19 protein-coding genes are annotated in these 17,361 nt (G+C 44.2%); 2 read left to right on the forward strand and 17 right to left on the reverse strand.

Translation table 11 applies throughout. From position 1 onward, the window contains the following. Nucleotides 1-140: 140 nt before the first annotated feature. From AC07KQ_RS13440 to AC07KQ_RS13470, 7 genes are read right to left on the reverse strand one after another with little or no spacing between them, the layout of a single operon-like run. Entirely contained in the window at nt 141-764 is a 624-nt protein-coding gene (locus AC07KQ_RS13440) for a P-loop nucleotide/nucleoside kinase family protein (protein WP_003658837.1), read from the reverse strand. Nucleotides 765-807: 43 nt separating this feature from the next. Further along, nucleotides 808-1,665, reverse strand: coding sequence for a class II fructose-bisphosphate aldolase (locus tag AC07KQ_RS13445; protein ID WP_003568075.1), 858 nt, complete (start codon nt 1,663-1,665; stop codon nt 808-810). A gap of 22 nt (nt 1,666-1,687) precedes the next feature. Further along, nucleotides 1,688-2,452, reverse strand: a complete 765-nt coding sequence (locus AC07KQ_RS13450) for an SDR family NAD(P)-dependent oxidoreductase (RefSeq protein ID WP_003568077.1) — start codon at nt 2,450-2,452, stop codon at nt 1,688-1,690. Nucleotides 2,453-2,482: 30 nt separating this feature from the next. Continuing rightward, nucleotides 2,483-2,953: a PTS sugar transporter subunit IIB gene (locus AC07KQ_RS13455; protein WP_003568079.1), complete on the reverse strand. Its 471-nt coding sequence runs from the start codon at nt 2,951-2,953 to the stop codon at nt 2,483-2,485. Beyond that, nucleotides 2,925-3,365: a PTS sugar transporter subunit IIA gene (locus AC07KQ_RS13460; RefSeq protein WP_003568082.1), complete on the reverse strand. Its 441-nt coding sequence runs from the start codon at nt 3,363-3,365 to the stop codon at nt 2,925-2,927. Before AC07KQ_RS13460 ends, AC07KQ_RS13455 begins: the two co-directional genes overlap by 29 nt. 9 nt (nt 3,366-3,374) lie before the next feature. Continuing rightward, on the reverse strand, nt 3,375-5,069 hold the full coding sequence (locus AC07KQ_RS13465) for a PTS system mannose/fructose/sorbose family transporter subunit IID (protein ID WP_013246128.1): 1,695 nt from the start codon (nt 5,067-5,069) through the stop codon (nt 3,375-3,377). 25 nt (nt 5,070-5,094) lie between these two features. Further along, nucleotides 5,095-6,099 carry a zinc-dependent alcohol dehydrogenase family protein gene (locus AC07KQ_RS13470; protein WP_003571808.1) on the reverse strand — a complete coding sequence of 335 codons (1,005 nt, stop codon included), beginning with the start codon at nt 6,097-6,099 and terminating at the stop codon, nt 5,095-5,097. Nucleotides 6,100-6,321: 222 nt separating this feature from the next. On the opposite strand from AC07KQ_RS13470, the gene AC07KQ_RS13475 reads away from it, so the two are divergent. Next, on the forward strand, nt 6,322-7,080 hold the full coding sequence (locus AC07KQ_RS13475; protein WP_003568091.1) for a MurR/RpiR family transcriptional regulator: 759 nt from the start codon (nt 6,322-6,324) through the stop codon (nt 7,078-7,080). Nucleotides 7,081-7,417: 337 nt separating this feature from the next. Beyond that, nucleotides 7,418-7,735, forward strand: a complete 318-nt coding sequence (locus AC07KQ_RS13480) for a hypothetical protein (RefSeq protein ID WP_003568093.1) — start codon at nt 7,418-7,420, stop codon at nt 7,733-7,735. A 218-nt stretch (nt 7,736-7,953) separates the two neighbouring features. On the opposite strand, the gene AC07KQ_RS13485 is transcribed toward AC07KQ_RS13480, so the two are convergent. The 10 genes from AC07KQ_RS13485 to AC07KQ_RS13530 form a co-directional block, all read right to left on the reverse strand. After that, nucleotides 7,954-8,172 carry a DUF3923 family protein gene (locus tag AC07KQ_RS13485; RefSeq protein ID WP_003568094.1) on the reverse strand — a complete coding sequence of 73 codons (219 nt, stop codon included), beginning with the start codon at nt 8,170-8,172 and terminating at the stop codon, nt 7,954-7,956. Nucleotides 8,173-8,194: 22 nt separating this feature from the next. Continuing rightward, nucleotides 8,195-8,752, reverse strand: coding sequence for a helix-turn-helix transcriptional regulator (locus tag AC07KQ_RS13490; RefSeq protein ID WP_003568097.1), 558 nt, complete (start codon nt 8,750-8,752; stop codon nt 8,195-8,197). A gap of 753 nt (nt 8,753-9,505) precedes the next feature. After that, nucleotides 9,506-10,204, reverse strand: a complete 699-nt coding sequence (locus tag AC07KQ_RS13495) for a glycerophosphodiester phosphodiesterase family protein (RefSeq protein ID WP_003568099.1) — start codon at nt 10,202-10,204, stop codon at nt 9,506-9,508. Between the two features lie 50 nt (nt 10,205-10,254). Further along, a complete protein-coding gene (gene arsC, locus AC07KQ_RS13500) occupies nt 10,255-10,668 on the reverse strand; it encodes an arsenate reductase (thioredoxin) (protein WP_003568101.1) in 414 nt (137 codons plus the stop codon). 166 nt (nt 10,669-10,834) lie between these two features. Beyond that, nucleotides 10,835-12,211 (reverse strand): ABC transporter substrate-binding protein, encoded by a 1,377-nt coding sequence (locus AC07KQ_RS13505; RefSeq protein ID WP_003568103.1) that lies wholly within the window; start codon nt 12,209-12,211, stop codon nt 10,835-10,837. Continuing rightward, on the reverse strand, nt 12,208-13,023 hold the full coding sequence (locus AC07KQ_RS13510) for a carbohydrate ABC transporter permease (RefSeq protein ID WP_274990926.1): 816 nt from the start codon (nt 13,021-13,023) through the stop codon (nt 12,208-12,210). The genes AC07KQ_RS13505 and AC07KQ_RS13510 overlap by 4 nt, the downstream gene beginning before the upstream one ends. After that, nucleotides 13,020-13,952, reverse strand: coding sequence for a carbohydrate ABC transporter permease (locus AC07KQ_RS13515; RefSeq protein ID WP_003568108.1), 933 nt, complete (start codon nt 13,950-13,952; stop codon nt 13,020-13,022). The genes AC07KQ_RS13510 and AC07KQ_RS13515 overlap by 4 nt, the downstream gene beginning before the upstream one ends. Beyond that, a complete protein-coding gene (locus AC07KQ_RS13520) occupies nt 13,942-15,060 on the reverse strand; it encodes an ABC transporter ATP-binding protein (RefSeq protein WP_003568110.1) in 1,119 nt (372 codons plus the stop codon). Before AC07KQ_RS13520 ends, AC07KQ_RS13515 begins: the two co-directional genes overlap by 11 nt. Before the next feature lie 256 nt (nt 15,061-15,316). After that, nucleotides 15,317-16,753, reverse strand: coding sequence for a nicotinate phosphoribosyltransferase (locus AC07KQ_RS13525; RefSeq protein ID WP_003571815.1), 1,437 nt, complete (start codon nt 16,751-16,753; stop codon nt 15,317-15,319). A gap of 33 nt (nt 16,754-16,786) precedes the next feature. Next, complete coding sequence (locus AC07KQ_RS13530) at nt 16,787-17,347, reverse strand: cysteine hydrolase family protein (protein WP_013246132.1); 561 nt, start codon at nt 17,345-17,347, stop codon at nt 16,787-16,789. Nucleotides 17,348-17,361 lie beyond the last annotated feature (14 nt).

Genomic DNA, 17,361 nt, shown 5'->3' on the forward strand with positions numbered 1-17,361 from the left:
TTTAACGTAATTGTCATTGGAGAGGAAACTGCTGGTCTAAAATAACCCTTATCTTCTTGATGAAATCAAGCTTAGATAAGGGCTGTTTTAATTATGCTTTTTGCTTTGACGGACTTCAGAGTATATACCCGCTTAGATTATTAAGTTCTTTCTACCTGCTTAATAGACTCACTTAACTGTTCGACTATTCGCTGATAGTTGACCTGTTGAAAATCACTTACATCGACTTTCAGAAGATCGCCGATGTAAAACTTGTCATATTTTCGTTTGCGAAGACGTTTCTGAAATTGCTCAAATGTAGGCATGCCATCAAGCTTAGCTGTGCCTTTTGCTTGATCTTCAAGATGATAGGCATTCTGCAGGTGTCCCGGATGTCGGTGATCAAACAAATCACGGTGGCGTTGGCGCTCATACAAGACTTGATCCGGTGCTTCTAATCGAACTGTTACGATATGATAACCATAGTCGTCAGCGCTTTTTTCAATATCATCACGTTGCTTATCGCTGAACGGATAATCAGAAATAATCGGTTTTTCCCAAATCATTAGGCGTCTCATAGCACGAATAAAGCGTAATTGTGCTTCCTTATTTAGAGATTTCTTTTGTTCTATATCATCGAATCCGATCTCATCCCAAATATCTTCCTTAAACCTATCCAGTGTTAAGGTTCTTAAAGCAGGAAATGCTTGCCTAATGATGTTCACACTATACGTCTTGCCGGTTCCCGGGGCTCCTGCGACTAAAATTAATATTTTATCCTTCACAGTCGTATCAACCTCCAAATTCCCGATACAGTTTAGTTTTGTCTTAGGAAACCACAGACTGGTTTTCAACGTTCATAAATAGTTCACTCTTATGCCGCACAATATTATAAACTGCCGTATTACAAGGCAGAATATTGTTGCGTAAAGAACTATTCACTTCAGTTTTGCCAAACATTTCTTTTGCAACGCGTGTCCAATTCACCAAAAGCTCGGTGCCAACATTAAACTTACGAAAGCCGTTGTTGGTTAATCGATGATAGTCGTCCTCATCAACGCCTGTTCCGCCGTGGATGACCATCGGTGTTGAAATTTTGGCATGTAACATCTCAATCAGCGGCCAGTTAAGTTTCGTCTTTGATTTAAACTGTCCATGGTGTGTCCCAATGCCAACCGCCAGTGCATCCACGTCAACATTTTCTAAAAATGTCAGAGCTTGAGCTGGATCTGTGTATTTCCCTTCAGCTATTGTGACGCCTTCTTCAGTTCCGCCGATTGTTCCAATTTCACATTCCACAGACACCTGCCGAGCATGGGCATAGTCCACAACGCGTTGTGCCCGCTCCATATTTTCTCGCAGCGACAACGCCGAGCCATCAAACATCACTGAACTGTATCCAGCATCGATAGCTGACTTAATGGCATCAAAGGATTTAGCATGATCAAGATGCAGTCCTACATCAACTAAAAGGTCATCGGCCATCGATCGACAAATTGCGACAAAGTTCTTCATGCCAACATACTCAGCGGTGCCAACACTTGTTTGAATAATAATAGGTGCGCCAGCGTCCTTTGCGGCAGTGATCATCGCAGGTACCATCTCTAAATTATGCGCATTGAAGGCACCAACTGTATAATTCAGCGCTTGTGCACCACGTAACATTTCCCCTAAATTTTTATACATATATTCAGATCCTCCTGACCTGCTAATCCATCCATTCCCCACCGACAAGATTGATTGATTGACCAGTCAAATAGCTTGAGTTATCAGTCAAAAGGAACACAGCGGCATTGATGACATCTTCAATATTCACAAGCCGATGCATCGGAATATTCTTCTTAAAGTAATCCATTACTTGATCTGGCTGCAAACTTCTCTTTTTGGCGTACTGGTACTTCAAATCTTCCCACATTTCTGTAGGAACAATCCCTGGACAAATCGAATTGACGCGAATACGTTGGTCAGCGAATTCCTTTGCAATTGATTGGGTTAGTCCCTGTACGCCAAACTTGCTGGCACAATAGACAGTCTGCCAAGAGCTCGGCTTTTTCCCTGAAAGTGATGACATATTTAAAATTTCTCCACCACCGTTTACTAACATATGGGTAATGGCTACTTGGCAACAAAGAAAAGTAGCTTTGAGATTGACAGCTATCGTCTTGTCCCACAAAGCCTCACTGCTTTCAAGAAATGGAACCATCTTTGAAACACCGGCTGAATTAACCCAAGAGGTCAGCTTGCCAAACTGCTGTTCAACTTTTTGCGTAGCAGTCTCAATGGCTGCTTTATTTGTTACATCTATTTGATAATAAGCAAACGACTGGCTTCCAATAGATTGTTCCAATAAAGCTGCTTTTTTGCTATCAAGATCAAAAACTGCAACTTTTGCTCCCCGCTGTATGAAATCGGTAGCCATAGCGGCACCCATACCGCTTGCACCACCAGTAATCACAACGACTTTGTTATCCATTCGATCCTTCACTTCTTCGCCACCCTGTCTTTATAGATATTTTGTAATGTCAGTCGGCTTATCCTTAGGCATCACTTGAACAAAAACCTTTACACCTTTATTAACTAATTCTTGAAAGGTCATTCTTTCCTCAGGACTCGCTGAAATGTTTTTATATAGCACGCTGCGGTTTTTACGACTCCCCATACCGCCCACATCAATTTCTTCGATATGAATGCCAGCATCAACCAAGTAGTTCAATGCCTCTGGCCCCTTAACAAGTAAAATCGTAGGCTCAGAAAGCGGTCTTGAAAAGAAGCGCACGCCATCCTCTTTAGTAAAAATTCCAATGGCAATCTCTTCTGGAATTGCCATCTCCAGAACCTCAATCATATAGTCATCATTAGCCGTTCCGTCGTCTACAATCACGACTTGTGTTGCTTTTCGTTCTTTAATCCAAGCCGTCATTACCTGACCATGAATTAGACGATCGTCAATTCTCGTTAACACTAAGTTTTGCATGTCTATCCCGCCTTTTCGTTTCAAAAGTCTCAATTTTAAAACCAAGTGTTTCTGGATTCTGTGCCTTTTTAACCAAGTCGCTTAATGAAGCGCCACAACTTTGTTCAAGCGCCAAGGTCAGAACCACTGGCAAGTTCATTCCTGCTATCACTTTCATCTTAAAATCACGTGCAAGATATAATGCACTTTGGTATGGCGTTCCACCTGCGATATCGGTCAAAACCAAGACCTCATCATCCTTCTTTGTCACAGACAATAATATTTGATGCAGACTTTCACGATAGTTTTCAGGCGTAACACCGGGCAGTAAAGGCAACGTTTGGATACCAAAATCATCACCGCCAACCATTTTAAGCGTATCAAGGAGTCCCTCACACATTTGGCCATGACTAATCAAAATCATTGTTACCATATCGACACCTCACATTTTGGCTGAAAAGCCCAAGATTCCCAGATAATAGCCAACTATTCCGATAATAAATATCAAAACAATAATTAACGTTGTGTTTACCTTCTTCCGCAGCAAGAACAGGATCCCCAACGTAATGCTCAGCGGAATCAATCCAGGCGCTAGTGAATCAAGCACTTTTTGGAGCTTGGTCGCCCCATCGCCAATTTTAAAGGCTAATGGCGTATCAACTGTCACTCGAGTTGCCGCCATAGCTCCAACAACCATCAGACCAACGATACTAAAGGAGTTGATAATCTTATCAATCGTGCCATTTTTTAAAATTCGTAAAAGTGATGTTTTTCCTTGCTTATATCCGGTCATAAACATGAAGTATCCACAACCAAAGATCAGTAATTCAAAGACCACCGTTGCTAAAATTGGTCCCAGATAGCTTCGATCTAGTGCCATGGAACAACCAATACCAAAGAGGATCGGGTATAAAATACCTTGCATGATGGTGTCGCCAATCCCGGCAACTGGCCCCATTAGTCCAGTTCGAACAGCATTAATATCTTCTGCGCTGACATCCGCATCATTTGCCCGTGCTTCTTCCATAGAGCAGGCAATCCCGTTTACAATAGGCCCAATCGTAAAAACTTCAGAGTTATAGAAAACCATGTATTTCTTTAACTCCCGAACCTGATCTTCTTTGCTACTATACAGTTTACGAATAGGTGTAATCATTAAATTAGCGATACCTAGGGCCTGCAAACGTTCGTAGTTATAGGCTGCTTCGGTACTAGTTGTCCAAAGCCAGGTTTGAATTAAAGTCCGTTTTGATAATTTCTTAGCATATTTAGGTTCTACACTTGCTATCGGTGTCACTGATGGTGTCATTGATGCTGATCCATCTGTTGTCGACATCTCAACTGATTGGTCAACTGACAACCGGCGAACACCTTTACGCTTATTAGCAGTCTTTTTATTTTGATTATTTGAGTTCCGATCACGAATATAGAGCAGGATTGCAATAATCGCAGAGAAAATCGAAATTGCCATCAAACTAACTCCTGAATAAACAGTTAAAAAGAAGCCGGCAAAGAACCAAGGAATTAAACTACGCTTCCCTAAATAATTCAGTAACATGGCGATTCCTAACGCTGGCATGATGCCACCCACAACCTCAAGTGCACTAACCACACTCTTTGGAACAGCATTAATTAGATCCTTTGCCCACCCTTGACCAGAAATAACTAATAAAAAGGCAGGAACACCATATAGAATGGCAGCAATGACAAAGGATGGGACAAAGTTCATCAATCTCACGCCACGAATATTGCCTTTATCTAGCAAGCGATCAGCCTGATGAATCCAAGCAGCATTCACAGTCATATAAATATTGTTCAATAAAAGACCAAACATGCTAAATGGAATAGCAAAAGTAACGGCCATTGTCGGGTTAGCTCCCGATAGAATCGTCATGGCTGTGCCAAAAATACCGGCAACAATTGTATTACTTGGCATTGTCCCACCAGCGGAAATGTAGCCTAGATATATAAGCTGGATATTTGCGCCCGCTAGCATTCCTGTCATAGGATCGCCCATGAAGAGTCCAACTAAAACACCGGTGGTTAACGGATAAACTAAACATTTAGTGATAGGTCCAAAAAACCACCATTGACCCATAGTGGCTAATAGAGCTACTAAAATCGCTGATATTACCATTTTGCTCCTCCTAAGTTTTTAGAAATCAATGTTCACCACTAAGACGAATCATCACCTTACCGTTGCGCAAGTTTTCTTGAGTTGCGAGTTCTTTTCCTGCGTCAGCAAGCTCGATTTCGGCACTAATAATTTGGCGAGTATCAATTTTCCCTCTTTCCAATAAACTCACTGCTCGTGCAGATGTATGTGGATTCAAGAATGAAGTATAAATGCTCAGTTCTTTTGTATAGGCTTCAAATTGATTAAATTTAATAGGCTGGTCTGGATCACCTAATCCAAATAACATGACTTTCGCGTTTTTACCGGCAATCTGAATAGCTTGTTCCATGGTTGAGCGTAAACCAATACATTCATACACATAATCAATATTTTTATTTTTTGCGACTGCTTCAATTTCCTGATCTGTAATTGCCTCCGTCGCTCCCAACCGTAGCGCTAATGCCCGTTTTTTCGCCTCTCTTTCCACAACAATGACATTGCTTTGCCCAGTTTCCCTAACGAGCTGCAGAATTAGTGATCCAACAGCTCCTAGTCCATACAAGACCGTTGTCATCCCCGAAGCCATCTGCATCAAATCAACGCCATGAATAGCACAGGACAAGGGTTCCGTAAAAGCAGCATCTTCTAAATCAAGTGAATCAGAGATATGATAAACATTTTGCTCTGGTGGGAACACATAATCAGCCAGCCCTTTGGCAACCCCATGCCGCACTAAGCAAAAATTGGGGAACCCCCTTTGACACCAAATGCACTTTCCACAACCGTAGCTTGGATCACATGCAACTCGATCACCTGGTTTAAAATAGGCAACTTCAGGTCCAACCGACTCAACGATGCCAGAACATTCATGGCCTAAAATAATGGGTGGTATGACGACACTGGCACCATTTTTCCCCTGAAATTTATGCACGTCCGTTCCACAGATGCCGCACCATGCAACCCGAATCTTCACTTCATCTTTTTGAGGCTCCCGATCAGGAACCTCGCGAACTTCATAAGTGTAGTCACCGACATAAAACCCAGCTTTCAATACAAAGCACCTCCCAATTCACTTAGGTAACATTGTGATTCTGATTCAACTATGATAGACACTAAGGTAACGACCCTTGATGATTACTAGGTTAACCTATAAAGCGCTTTCAAAGCTGACTCACAAGCGAAAATGCTTTCACAAAAGAGACTGGATTAGCAAATATCTGAAAATGTTTACAAATAAAACAAAAATTCAAAATAATGGTCTAGGAGCGTAATGATGATCATACAATTAAATCAGGAAATCTTTAATTCACTTTCGGCTTCAGAACACAAGGTCATTGACTTCATCAACAACAACGCTGATGCTGTTCAAACTATGTCCATTACAAATATTGCCCGAAAAACTTTCACTTCTGTTGCAACGGTGTCACGAGCGATTCAAAAGGCCGGACTTAACGGTATAGCCGAACTAAGATATCAAATTAGTCATCAAATTAAACATGCCAACGAATCTGAATCCCCGTATAAAGTCAATACGATTCTTCTAAAGTCATTCCGGGAAGCTAAAAAAACGATTGATAGCATTTCAATAAGTGGGATTCTTCAGACTGTCGATTATATAAATAAGGCAGATCGTATTTTAATTTATGCTCGTGGTTTCACAGCATTAATTGCTGAAGAGTTTCAACAAGATTTACAATTACTGGGATACAACGCAATCATTATGAAAGATGTCATGTGGATTAAACAAACAAGAAGATTTATTTCCAAACGGGATGTAGCCGTGATTTTTACAGTGCGAAATAGCACGCCTGAAATTTTGGAATCAGCAGAAACCATTCATGCGATTGGCGCAAAGTTAGTTACCTGTTGTTGCATCGCACCAACCAAATTGGCAGACTACTCAGATGTGCTAATATCAGGACACTCCGAATTAATCATGCGAACACACGGTTTAGAAGTTTACTCAAAAGTTCCTTTGTTCATCATTGCACGTACTTTGATCGAATACATTGCAAACACGCAATCCAAGTAATAGTCATGACCTCAACCCCGCTACTTACATTCAAAAGATTTAAAATACAGTATTATGATGAAGCTGTGCCTTAGATGAGTTCATTCTCCATACAACTAGCCCGTTGATCAGTACACGAAATACTGTACTGGGGTTCAAAATTTAGAGTCAAAGCTACTGTGCCTCTTTTGATCCATACTCATTCGCGTCCTAATCAGGAAATATCATTGTGAATCGTTGCTCGTTTGTTTGACCACGACTACCATCCGGATTTACAATTCGGTCGAGTTTGAAATGTATCCGTTTTCTTAACTGCAGTTCGTCACTTTCAATGTTTGAGTTGGAAGAAGGTATGACCATGAAAGCCTTATACAAAGGCAATCCAGCTGACGTTTGGGAGATCAACAAAACTGGTGCGCGTCCTGACTGGGTCAAAGAGGCTTTTGACGAAAATTATCTATATTGGCTTGACGATCATCTTCGGATTTTAATGAGTGGCTTGAATCCTTCATTGGCGACAAATTTGAAAATAGGCGCTGTGGGAACAATTGGCGGCGGATTTGCTGGCTATGGTATGTATGCAATAGGTTATCCAGGCGACTTCTTAGATGTGACCAACCACCGTGTCGTTTCTAAGAAAAAGTTTCTGAAACATTATCAAGTTCAGGAACCCTAAAAATTGAGCAGCGCCACATTCAACGTCAAAACGATCGCATCACCAGTCTTATGCTAGTATGATGCGATCGTTTTCTATTCTTGTGTTTTGGTTTGTTGGTAACAAATGAAGCAGGTTGCTGTCTCCATAAAAAACGCCTTGTCCCTAGTAGGCTTTAAGTTTCAAACCCGGAGAAGATACAAGACTTTTTCAGTATGCAAACCACTTATTAATTTTCATCAGCCTTTTTTTACAGCATGTGCCATCAGCAGATAAATTAGTTCGCACAGTATGACGATTAAAACGGCTGCACCAAGGACAGCGAGTGCTGCTAATCGCGAACGACCGGTTTCAACGTACCCACTGCCATCAACGCGGCGAATGAGAATCATGACCGCTATTGGCACTGCAAATAAGGCAAGTAAACCATTGATGAGCCAGATGCCTTTATGTTTCATATGAACAGCCCCCTTGCATAGATTAAGTTGGGCGACTGCGAATCTTTTTGATCAGTGCAGTGCCCGCTATGGGAATCAGCAATGTGACGGCGGCAGCCAAATAAATTAACTGCAGACCAAAGTCCATTTTGAACAAATTCAACCCTGCAGCAACGATAAAGGTAACTGCCAATAAACTGCATGCCCACCTTATCGTTCGTAGGTGCATGTATCGCTGCCACCAGCTAACGAGTAACCACGCCAGCGCGATGACCACAACGTCGGAAAGCACCAGCATCTCAGGTAGCGCGACAAATCCAAGCCGCCCCATCAATATGATGGCTAATGCTGGGCCGAGCCAAGTGATCGGTCGTTGATCATCAGCGCATGGGACTGATTGCTGATGAAGGAGGTCATCTACCGTTAGCTGATAATAACTGGCCAATCGACAAATCGTCTGCAAGTCTGGCTGGTTACGCCCAGTTTCCCAGCTAGATACTGTTTTACGTGAAACAAACAAATCGTCAGCTAACTGTGATTGCGTCATGCCACGCGCTTTCCGAAGTTGCTTAAGTCGGCTGCCTAAGCTTAAATCGCTCATTGCTGTTTCCTCCTTTAACGTAAGCCATCAGTTAAAAAAAGCCTAGCTATTATCTCTAGCATCCTTGATATAGCGGGGTCCTTCACAAAAATACCTCAGCCCTGCTCTCAGACTTGAACCGGCGATCATGGTCTGGCAGACGATCCTTTAATTGGTGGTGTTGGAAGGATCCCGCTTAATCTGTTCAACCTTGGTTCTCAATACTTGTCGTGCTTGATACTTCTGCTCGTTAGTTTATTTTTTTGTCATATGGAAATACCGTTGTTTTGAGATGCTAACGCTTGTAATGCCCTGATTTGTTGTTTAGTCTCTGCATGATGTGGATATATTTTGTTAAGTTCATTGATTTTTTCAGTAATCATGATTGCGTTGTCTCAATAGGCCTATTCAGCATGATATTCAGCCGCTATTGTTTTTGACTGGATCTTAGTTACAATCATCGCTCGTTTCACAGCCTTTTCCACTGCAGCTTCAATAACGTAATACATGATAAATGCAAAGATAATCAAAAGAAAAAATTGACTGACATGGCTTTATTTCCTCAATTTGTTTGCACAACGGTATAGTCACTTCTAATGCTTAGATAACTTCATTTTCCATGATTGTCAATTCATGTGCAACGCTTTGTGGCAAATCCTTGCTAGTGATCTAACTCATATGCCCAATTCACGGTATACAAATAGCCGCCACGCAATGACAATCTCATTTGCGTGGCGGCTATTCTTCAATTAAAAATCCAACTATCGTCTAACTTCACACTGTCGCGCCGCTGCCTTGTTCTACCAATGCTCGCATATCCATAGCTTCCTCAAACCGGTTAGTAATCAAGCCGGTGACGTAAGGTGCAGCAAGCAGTTTCTTCATTTTCAGAGGATCGTCAATGGTCCAAACACGCTGGGCCTTGTTGAGGCGCGAATTGTAATGTTCGATGTGTACGGCTTCTAAGTATGCTGGCAGTGATGCCCCCCTGAGGACACGACTAGTGAGCCAAGCTGTTTTCATTTTTGGCGCCAAGGTGTGGATCACATTAATGCTGTCATGATTGAAGGAGGAATAAATGACGCGATCCTGCATGTTGAATTGTTCAACATAGTCTTGTGTCAACGCTTCGATACCCGGATAGCGGATTTTGCCGGTTTTGAACTCAATATTGACCATGACGTCATAGTGGCTAAGCACGGTGAGCGCCTCGCGCAGTGACGGAATGTGTTCACCATTGGCGAGTCGCATCCCCTTGAGTTGTGTGCGGGTCAAATCTGCGATCCAGCCACTGCCGTCAGTCGTGCGGTCGACGCGTTCATCATGCATTATCACAAGATGCCCATCAGCGCTCATCTGAACGTCGGTCTCAATCCCATCGATGCCATGTTCACAGGCGTATTCAAAGCCTTGTAGACTATTTTCCGGAAAACGGGCAGGATACCCGCGATGCCCAAAAATTGCTACTGTCATGTTAACCCTCCAATTTGTTCATTCATTGACTCAAAATAGGTTGCGATTTGTTAAAAGGTTGATGTCTCTAAATGGCGCACCTCTGCTTCAATCTTATCGCGGACCTCACGAAACGCTTGCACGACCTCTACTTCTGAGCCTGTTGCATTAGCAGGATCAGGCAACGGCCAGTGTAGGTGCTGAACGTTTGGCGGCGTGACCGGGCAACGATCGCGTGCATCTCCGCAGAGAGTGACCACTAAATCGGCGTGCATTAGATAATCCGGATCAATCACTTTTGATCGTTGTTGCGAGATATCAATCCCTTTTTCCGCCATGACTTGCACAGCGAGCGGATTCAAGCCGTGTGCTTCAATGCCGGCGCTGGCGATTTGCCAATCAGAACCGAGTAGTTTCTTGGCGAACCCTTCTGCCATTTGGCTTCGGCAGGCATTACCCGTGCATAAGAAGTAAACTTGCGGCATTTGTTGTGCCTCCCTTAGTCTGAAAAGACGAGCTAACCACCGTTCTTTAAACTGTCTTGATCATACGCGGGTGAGGTTGAAACGGCAATGAAATGGTTTAAGTAGTTGGTTGCATCTGGGCCGCCAAAACATGTTAGTAGTCGCAGAAACCGCGGTGACTCACACGCTACCGCTTATAATTCAGGAGGTTTCCACTAACTTCATTTGTCTTCTGAATCGCTGTATTCGTGTCAGTTTCGGCTTCGTTCAGCGCTTTTTTAACATCGGCACCGCTGTAGATTTGTTGCATAGCGAGTTCAACATTTTGGCGTTCCTCTTGGATGTTGCTGAAGAAGGCGCCGGCCGTTGCGGCATTGATATTTCCTTGGTTAAGTTGTTTGATTGGCACGGCCAAAGCTGGATTCTTTTTGATCGCGGCAGCCAAGGTTTGGATTTGATTAGCTTTCTGATTGACTGCGAAATAGCCAGTGCCGAGTTGCCAAGTTGCTTGAGACTGCGGTGTCATTAGAAATTTCATGAATTGCCAAGCGCCTTCTTGAACAGCGGCAGGCTTATTTTTAGTGATCCACAAGCTAGCACCACCAATGGCCACGCCGTTTGCCTTGGTGCCATCTGGATGTGGTGTGAAAGTTACACCATACTTGAACTTCGCATTCTTTTGCAGCTGACCTAACATTGCTGAGCTTTGCATGAAAATGCCGACCTTTTGCGCTAAAAATGCTGCACTTTGGTTGTTCGCAGCGGCAGAACCAGTGCCAAAGTTTTCAAACGCATTTTGCTTAATAACGTCTTGCAACCAGGTCATGCTCTTTTGCATTTCAGGCGAATTGAGGGTTGCTGCAGTGGCCATGGCTTTGCGGCCGTTGTCATGATTAACAACCAATGAGTTCTGATTAGCCACCATTTCTTCTGGCAGCCAGCCGTAAATTTGCATCGTCATGCCTTTGACGGCACCTTTACTCTTTTTGGTCAAAGCGACGGCTGCCTTAGTAACGTCACTGTATGTTGGTGACAACGGTAAATCTGCAACGCCGTATTTCTTAAACAAGCTTTCGTTGTAGTACATCACCGAACTTGAAGAGTTGAATGGCATGGAGGCAAGCTTCCCGTTAATTTTATAAGCGGCAGTTACGCCAGGATACAGCTGACTCAAGTCGTAATGATCACGGTCGACAAACTTTTGAACCGGCACGGTTGCGTTTAGACCAATCATCATGGATTGGTTTGCTTGATCGCTTTGAACTAAATCAGGCGAGACATTGCTGCCAACCGTATTCGCGTATTTCATAATTGACAGTTCATAACTACCAACGTAAATTGGTTTAATCGTATATTTCGTCTGGCTTTTATTAAATTGATTAACCAAATTCTCCAATACCTGTTCATTTGGGCCATTCATTGAATGCCAGAACGTAATAGTCGTGCGACCAGTGCCATTGTCAGCAGCCTCAGTATGTTGTTGGTGCGTGAAGAAGAAGCCAAGGCCTAAAATGACGATCAATGCAGCAACAATTGCGATCATTTTTTTGTATGTGGTTTTCACCCCTTAGTCCCCCGTGCATTCAAATTCCGCTTGAAGAATTTCTGACCAATCAGTAGCAATGCCAGCGTTGGCAGCAACACAATGATGGCTGTTGCCATAACCATGCCCCAGTTGGCAAATGTATCTTCAGATTGCAACTGCTTCAAGCCAACCTGCACGGGGCGGAAATCATCGGAGAAGGTCGTAATCAACGGCCACAGATACTGATTCCAATGAGTCAGAAATGTGTACAAGGCAAAGGTGATTAACATGCTGCGACTATAAGGCACCGCAATTTTCCACAGAAACTGCAAGCGACCAAGCCCGAGATAGTTGCCAAAATCGACTAGATCAGCCGGAATCTGAAGAAAAGCCTGGCGTAGCATGAAAACCCCGAACGCGGAAGTGAAGAATGGAATGGTTAGGCCAGCATAATTGTCCAACCAGCCAAATGCCTTAACCGTTTGAAAGTTTGGAATAATTTGCGCTTCAAAAGGCAACATCATTGTGACCAAAAAGGCGAAGAACAATTGCTTTTTATAGCGGAAGTTTATGAACGCAAATGCATAAGCTGCTAATGTACACAACACCAGTTGGCCAATGGTAATCAGACCAGCAGTGACAAAGGAGTTGATCATGTAGCGGATAATCGGCGTGGTCACAAATGCTTGCCAGTAATTGTTGAGTGAAATGTTGGTCGACAGGAAGTTGCCTGCCGCAATGTCTTTAGTTGGCAACAAGGAAGCCCATATACCTAATAAAATCGGGAACAACAATGCCACTGCAACCACGGTTAATAAAAGATACCGCGAACCATTTTTGATGTGGGTCATGCGTAATACACCTTCCGTTCCGTGTAATGAAATTGAATCCAAGTTGCTAAGGCAATGATCACCGTCAGCACAATTGATTCAGCACTTGCGGTCCCAAAGTTGTGGAAGGTAAACGCGTCTTGATAGATCTTATAAGCCAAGAAATTGGTAGCATTGTTTGGCCCGCCGCCAGTAATCAAATCTATCTGCGCGAACATTTTGAACCCGTCAATAATTTCAACAACAAACAGGAAGAATAAAGTCGGTGAAATCATCGGCACCGTGATTTTCAAGGTCTGTTTGTATTGCGACCAACCAGCAATGTCAGCTACTTCATAATATTCCGGTGGCACGCTTTGAAAGGCGCTAAGCAAAATCAGGAAGGCAAACCCCAACGCCATCCAAACGCTGGCCAGCACGATGACAATCATGGCGCCAGTTGGGTCAACCAATAAGTTGGCATTCGTCATGCCCATTGCTTTCAAAGCAAAGCTAGCAAGACCAACAGACGGGTTAAAAAGAAACAGCCAGAGAATGGAAGCTGCCGCAGCACTCGTTCCCATCGTGCCGGCAAAAGCTGTTTGGAACCAACTGATTCGCCGTAGCTTCATGGTTGCCAACCGTGCCAAGACAACGCCAGCAACAATCGTAATGGCAGCAAAGGCAACAACATAGACTAAGGTGCCCGCGAGACTCTTCAGGAATAAGGGATCTTGAAAAATCGAGAAGTAATTCCCCAACCCAACGAATTTCGCCGCTTCCCCGCGAATATTGGTCGCAAAGAAACTGTTGTAAACGGTCATGATCATCGGATAGAACGTGAATAAGGTTAAAATCAATAAAGACGGCATTAAAAACCAAAAGGCCGGTTTATTGTTTTCTTTGATCGTCGCTGCAAGTTTACTTTTGGATTCAGTTGCGGTTTTGTTGAGTTCTTTGTTAAGCTCCATATTCAACCGCCTCCCGTGCTGGCGCAGCAGCGGTGATTCGCACCCCATTGTTGCTGTCAAAAAGATGCCATTCATCAGCATTTGCCGGCAACAGTAGATTCAGGTCGGCGCCAACAGCGATAGTAAATTGCTCGGGTACTCGACTGACTAATGTCTGTCCATCAAAGTCACAGAAAATCAAGGTGTCATTGCCAAGCTGTTGCAGGCTTTTCACCTTTGCCGTAATTGTATCTGGATTAGCGATGGACACTGGCACCAATTTTTCTGGCCGAATACCAAGGTGGTAAGAACCAGCTGGCAAATCAAATGGTAGGACAAACGCATTATCAGTCCAGAAGGTGTCGCCGATACTGAAGCGATCGCCATCGTCATTAATGGTAATTGGCATGAGATTCATCTCAGGTGAGCCAATAAACTTCGCGACAAACTCGTTAGCCGGATGATTGTAGAGATCTAGGGGTGTGCCAAGTTGTTGAATCTTTTCATCGTCCAATACGAGAATCCGATCACCCATCGTCATGGCTTCCACCTGATCATGAGTCACGTAGATCAGTGTCATCCCAATCTCGCGATGAAGTCGCGCAATCTCTTCACGCATTTCCGTACGCAACTGCGCATCCAAGTTGGACAGTGGTTCATCCATCAGCACGACCGGCGCCTTGGTTGCTAACGCGCGCGCCAAGCTGACCCGCTGTTGCTGGCCGCCTGACAACTCTTTTGGCTTACGATCCCGTAAGTCGCTGAGGTGCACCAGATCCAATGCCCAATCGACTCGCTTGCTTTTTTCATCATCATTCAGGTCCTGATTTTCAAGCCCGAACCTGATATTTTGCGCTACATTCATAAATGGCAACAAAGCATAATTCTGAAAGACCATTGCCAACTTACGATCTTTTGGCGGCAAGTCCGTGACATCGCGATCATTAAAATAAATACGTCCGTTTGTTACGCTGGTCAAACCAGCGATCATTCGTAAAAGCGTACTTTTGCCGGAACCAGAAGGCCCGACCATGACGAAAAACTCACCGGGTTCGATCTCTACGGAAACATCGGATAGCACCTTAGTATTGCCAAAATCTTTGGACACATTCGCTAATCGAATACTCACTTCTCCTCAACTCCTTACCTTAATGCTAAGGTTAACGGTCGTTTGTAAAAAACCGCGGCAAGAGGCTGTATTGTTTCTGTAAGTTTTCTGTAAAGCTAGCTATTTATGCCGGAAAACAGAGATTTTTTTCAGAAATTGTTTAATTTTTGCGATAAAAAAAGAGCACACCTGCTTCACAACCACCAGTTATCAGCAAGAATGGTGGTTTTGGAGCAGGTGTGCTTTTTAACGTTCGTTCATTAACTATCAAGCCACATTAATTTCCATGATGAACCGCAATCAGTTGCTGTTGCATCTCAGCCAACTTCGGCGTGAGATAAACCGGGTAAAAATCAGGATTAACAAGCCGCTGGGTGGCTTCTGGCAAGGCCGCTAAAGTTTCGCGGGTATATTTTTGGATCGCGAAAACATTAGTTGGTACATCAGCAGTGTGGCCGGGTGCGAACACCGGTTGCAACAATGGCTTGGCCGTGAAATCAGCAAGCGTGACCCGTGTCTGGGTTGCCAAAGGATTAGCATTAACGGCGGCGATTGTTTCCGGTAAAATTTCGTCTGCCAAAGCAATGACATCAGCAAAAGCACGATGACTGTCACGGTGGTATAAGCGATAAACTTGTTTATGGCCTGGCAATGTCGTCTTTTCGCGACTAGCGCTGACTTTGATCTTCGGCTGCCATTGACCATCCGTTTGCAGAGCCGCCATTTTGTAGACCCCACTCAAAACAGGCGACGAGGCACTAGTGATCAGCTTTTCGCCAATACCGAAGTTGTCAATCGGTGCTCCTTCTTTTAGCAACGATTGGATCACAGTTTCATCTAGGGCATTTGAAGCGGTGATTTTGGCATCCTGAAAACCTGCCGCATCCAGCATCACTCGCGCTTGTTTAGCTAACTGGGTGATATCGCCCGAATCAATTCGGATACCCACAGGCTGATGCCCTGTTGCACGCAGCTCCTTGAAGATCGTGATCGCATTTGGCACCCCGGACTTCAAAACATCATAAGTATCGACCAGCAAGGCACTATTATCTGGATACACCTTAGCCCATGCGCGAAAAGCCGTCAGCTCGTCACTAAACGATTCAACCCAACTGTGTGCCATTGTGCCCGCAGCCGGAATATGGAATAGCTGGGCTGCCAAAACATTCGACGTGCTGGCACAGCCGCCAATGACAGCTGCCCGCGCGCCATATACTGAAGCATCTGGGCCTTGTGCCCGGCGCGCACCAAACTCCATCACAGGACGACCTTCTGCCGCCGCGGTAATCCGCCGCGCCTTCGTGGCAATCAGTGACTGATGATTCACCAAATTTAGCAAAAGCGTCTCCAGCAATTGCACCTGCATCAGGGGCCCTTCTACAGTAAGCAGCGGTTCCCGTGGAAAAACTGGCGTGCCTTCTGGTAAAGCAGTCACCCTGCAAGCAAGTTTCATCGTCGCAAGCTCATTTAGAAAAGTCTCTGAGTAAAGATTCAAGGAACGCAAGTAGTCGATATCAGCATCGTCAAAATGAAACGCCTGCAAAGCTTCCACTACCTGTTGCAACCCAGCGGCGATGACAAAACTACCGTGATCTGGAACCGTGCGATAAAAAATATCAAAAACAGCCTGATCTGTATGCGGCAAGGTCGCACAATAACCGTTGGCCATTGAAAACTCGTATAAATCAGTTAACATGGCATGATTCATATTCATTTTAATAAAACCTTCTTTTATGACGTCTCAACACTAATCGATAACGGTTGCTCCCAGCACATGGGCAAAATGATCAAGTGCCCAATCTTGCCCGGCTGGTGTCAATGCAGCGACTGCCTTCTGATGAACAACTATCTGGTAATTCAGGTTGTAGGCATCCACTGCAGTATGCAACACACAAATATCCGTGCACACGCCAACTAAATGAACAGTCGCAATTTTCCGTTCGCGCAGGCGCAAATCTAGGGGCGTCCCGGCAAAAGCAGAATATCGGGTCTTATCAAACATATTGACATGATCTTCGGCTTGATGCGCGTCGTACCAAGGCGCAAGCGAACCATAAAAAGCACGTCCCCACGTACCGCGAACATTATGCGGCGGAAACAGTTTGCTTTCTGGATGATAGGGATCATGCGGCCTGTGAACATCCGTTGGCAAATACACCCAGCCATCTTGCTGTAGAAATTCATCAGCCAAAGCAATAATTTGTGGTGCTAGCACTTGACCAGCCTTGCCACAGGTCAAGGCCCCTTCGTCAGCCACAAAATCATTGGTGTAATCAATGATCAGCAGCGCTTCATTTGTGTGTGCCATAATTTGTATCCTTT

The sequence above is a fragment of the Lacticaseibacillus sp. YLM2-1 genome (assembly GCF_056583465.1).

What these genes read in the sequence shown, in the direction of transcription:
- AC07KQ_RS13445 (WP_003568075.1), bottom strand. Translation starts at nt 1,665, where the DNA reads ATGTATAAAAATTTAGGGGAAATGTTACGTGGTGCACAAGCGCTGAAT.
- AC07KQ_RS13450 (WP_003568077.1), bottom strand. Translation starts at nt 2,452, where the DNA reads ATGGATAACAAAGTCGTTGTGATTACTGGTGGTGCAAGCGGTATGGGT.
- AC07KQ_RS13455 (WP_003568079.1), bottom strand. Translation starts at nt 2,953, where the DNA reads ATGCAAAACTTAGTGTTAACGAGAATTGACGATCGTCTAATTCATGGT.
- AC07KQ_RS13460 (WP_003568082.1), bottom strand. Translation starts at nt 3,365, where the DNA reads ATGGTAACAATGATTTTGATTAGTCATGGCCAAATGTGTGAGGGACTC.
- AC07KQ_RS13465 (WP_013246128.1), bottom strand. Translation starts at nt 5,069, where the DNA reads ATGGTAATATCAGCGATTTTAGTAGCTCTATTAGCCACTATGGGTCAA.
- AC07KQ_RS13475 (WP_003568091.1), top strand. Translation starts at nt 6,322, where the DNA reads ATGATCATACAATTAAATCAGGAAATCTTTAATTCACTTTCGGCTTCA.
- AC07KQ_RS13480 (WP_003568093.1), top strand. Translation starts at nt 7,418, where the DNA reads ATGAAAGCCTTATACAAAGGCAATCCAGCTGACGTTTGGGAGATCAAC.
- AC07KQ_RS13485 (WP_003568094.1), bottom strand. Translation starts at nt 8,172, where the DNA reads ATGAAACATAAAGGCATCTGGCTCATCAATGGTTTACTTGCCTTATTT.
- AC07KQ_RS13490 (WP_003568097.1), bottom strand. Translation starts at nt 8,752, where the DNA reads ATGAGCGATTTAAGCTTAGGCAGCCGACTTAAGCAACTTCGGAAAGCG.
- AC07KQ_RS13495 (WP_003568099.1), bottom strand. Translation starts at nt 10,204, where the DNA reads ATGACAGTAGCAATTTTTGGGCATCGCGGGTATCCTGCCCGTTTTCCG.
- arsC (WP_003568101.1), bottom strand. Translation starts at nt 10,668, where the DNA reads ATGCCGCAAGTTTACTTCTTATGCACGGGTAATGCCTGCCGAAGCCAA.
- AC07KQ_RS13510 (WP_274990926.1), bottom strand. Translation starts at nt 13,023, where the DNA reads ATGACCCACATCAAAAATGGTTCGCGGTATCTTTTATTAACCGTGGTT.
- AC07KQ_RS13515 (WP_003568108.1), bottom strand. Translation starts at nt 13,952, where the DNA reads ATGGAGCTTAACAAAGAACTCAACAAAACCGCAACTGAATCCAAAAGT.
- AC07KQ_RS13525 (WP_003571815.1), bottom strand. Translation starts at nt 16,753, where the DNA reads ATGAATATGAATCATGCCATGTTAACTGATTTATACGAGTTTTCAATG.
- AC07KQ_RS13530 (WP_013246132.1), bottom strand. Translation starts at nt 17,347, where the DNA reads ATGGCACACACAAATGAAGCGCTGCTGATCATTGATTACACCAATGAT.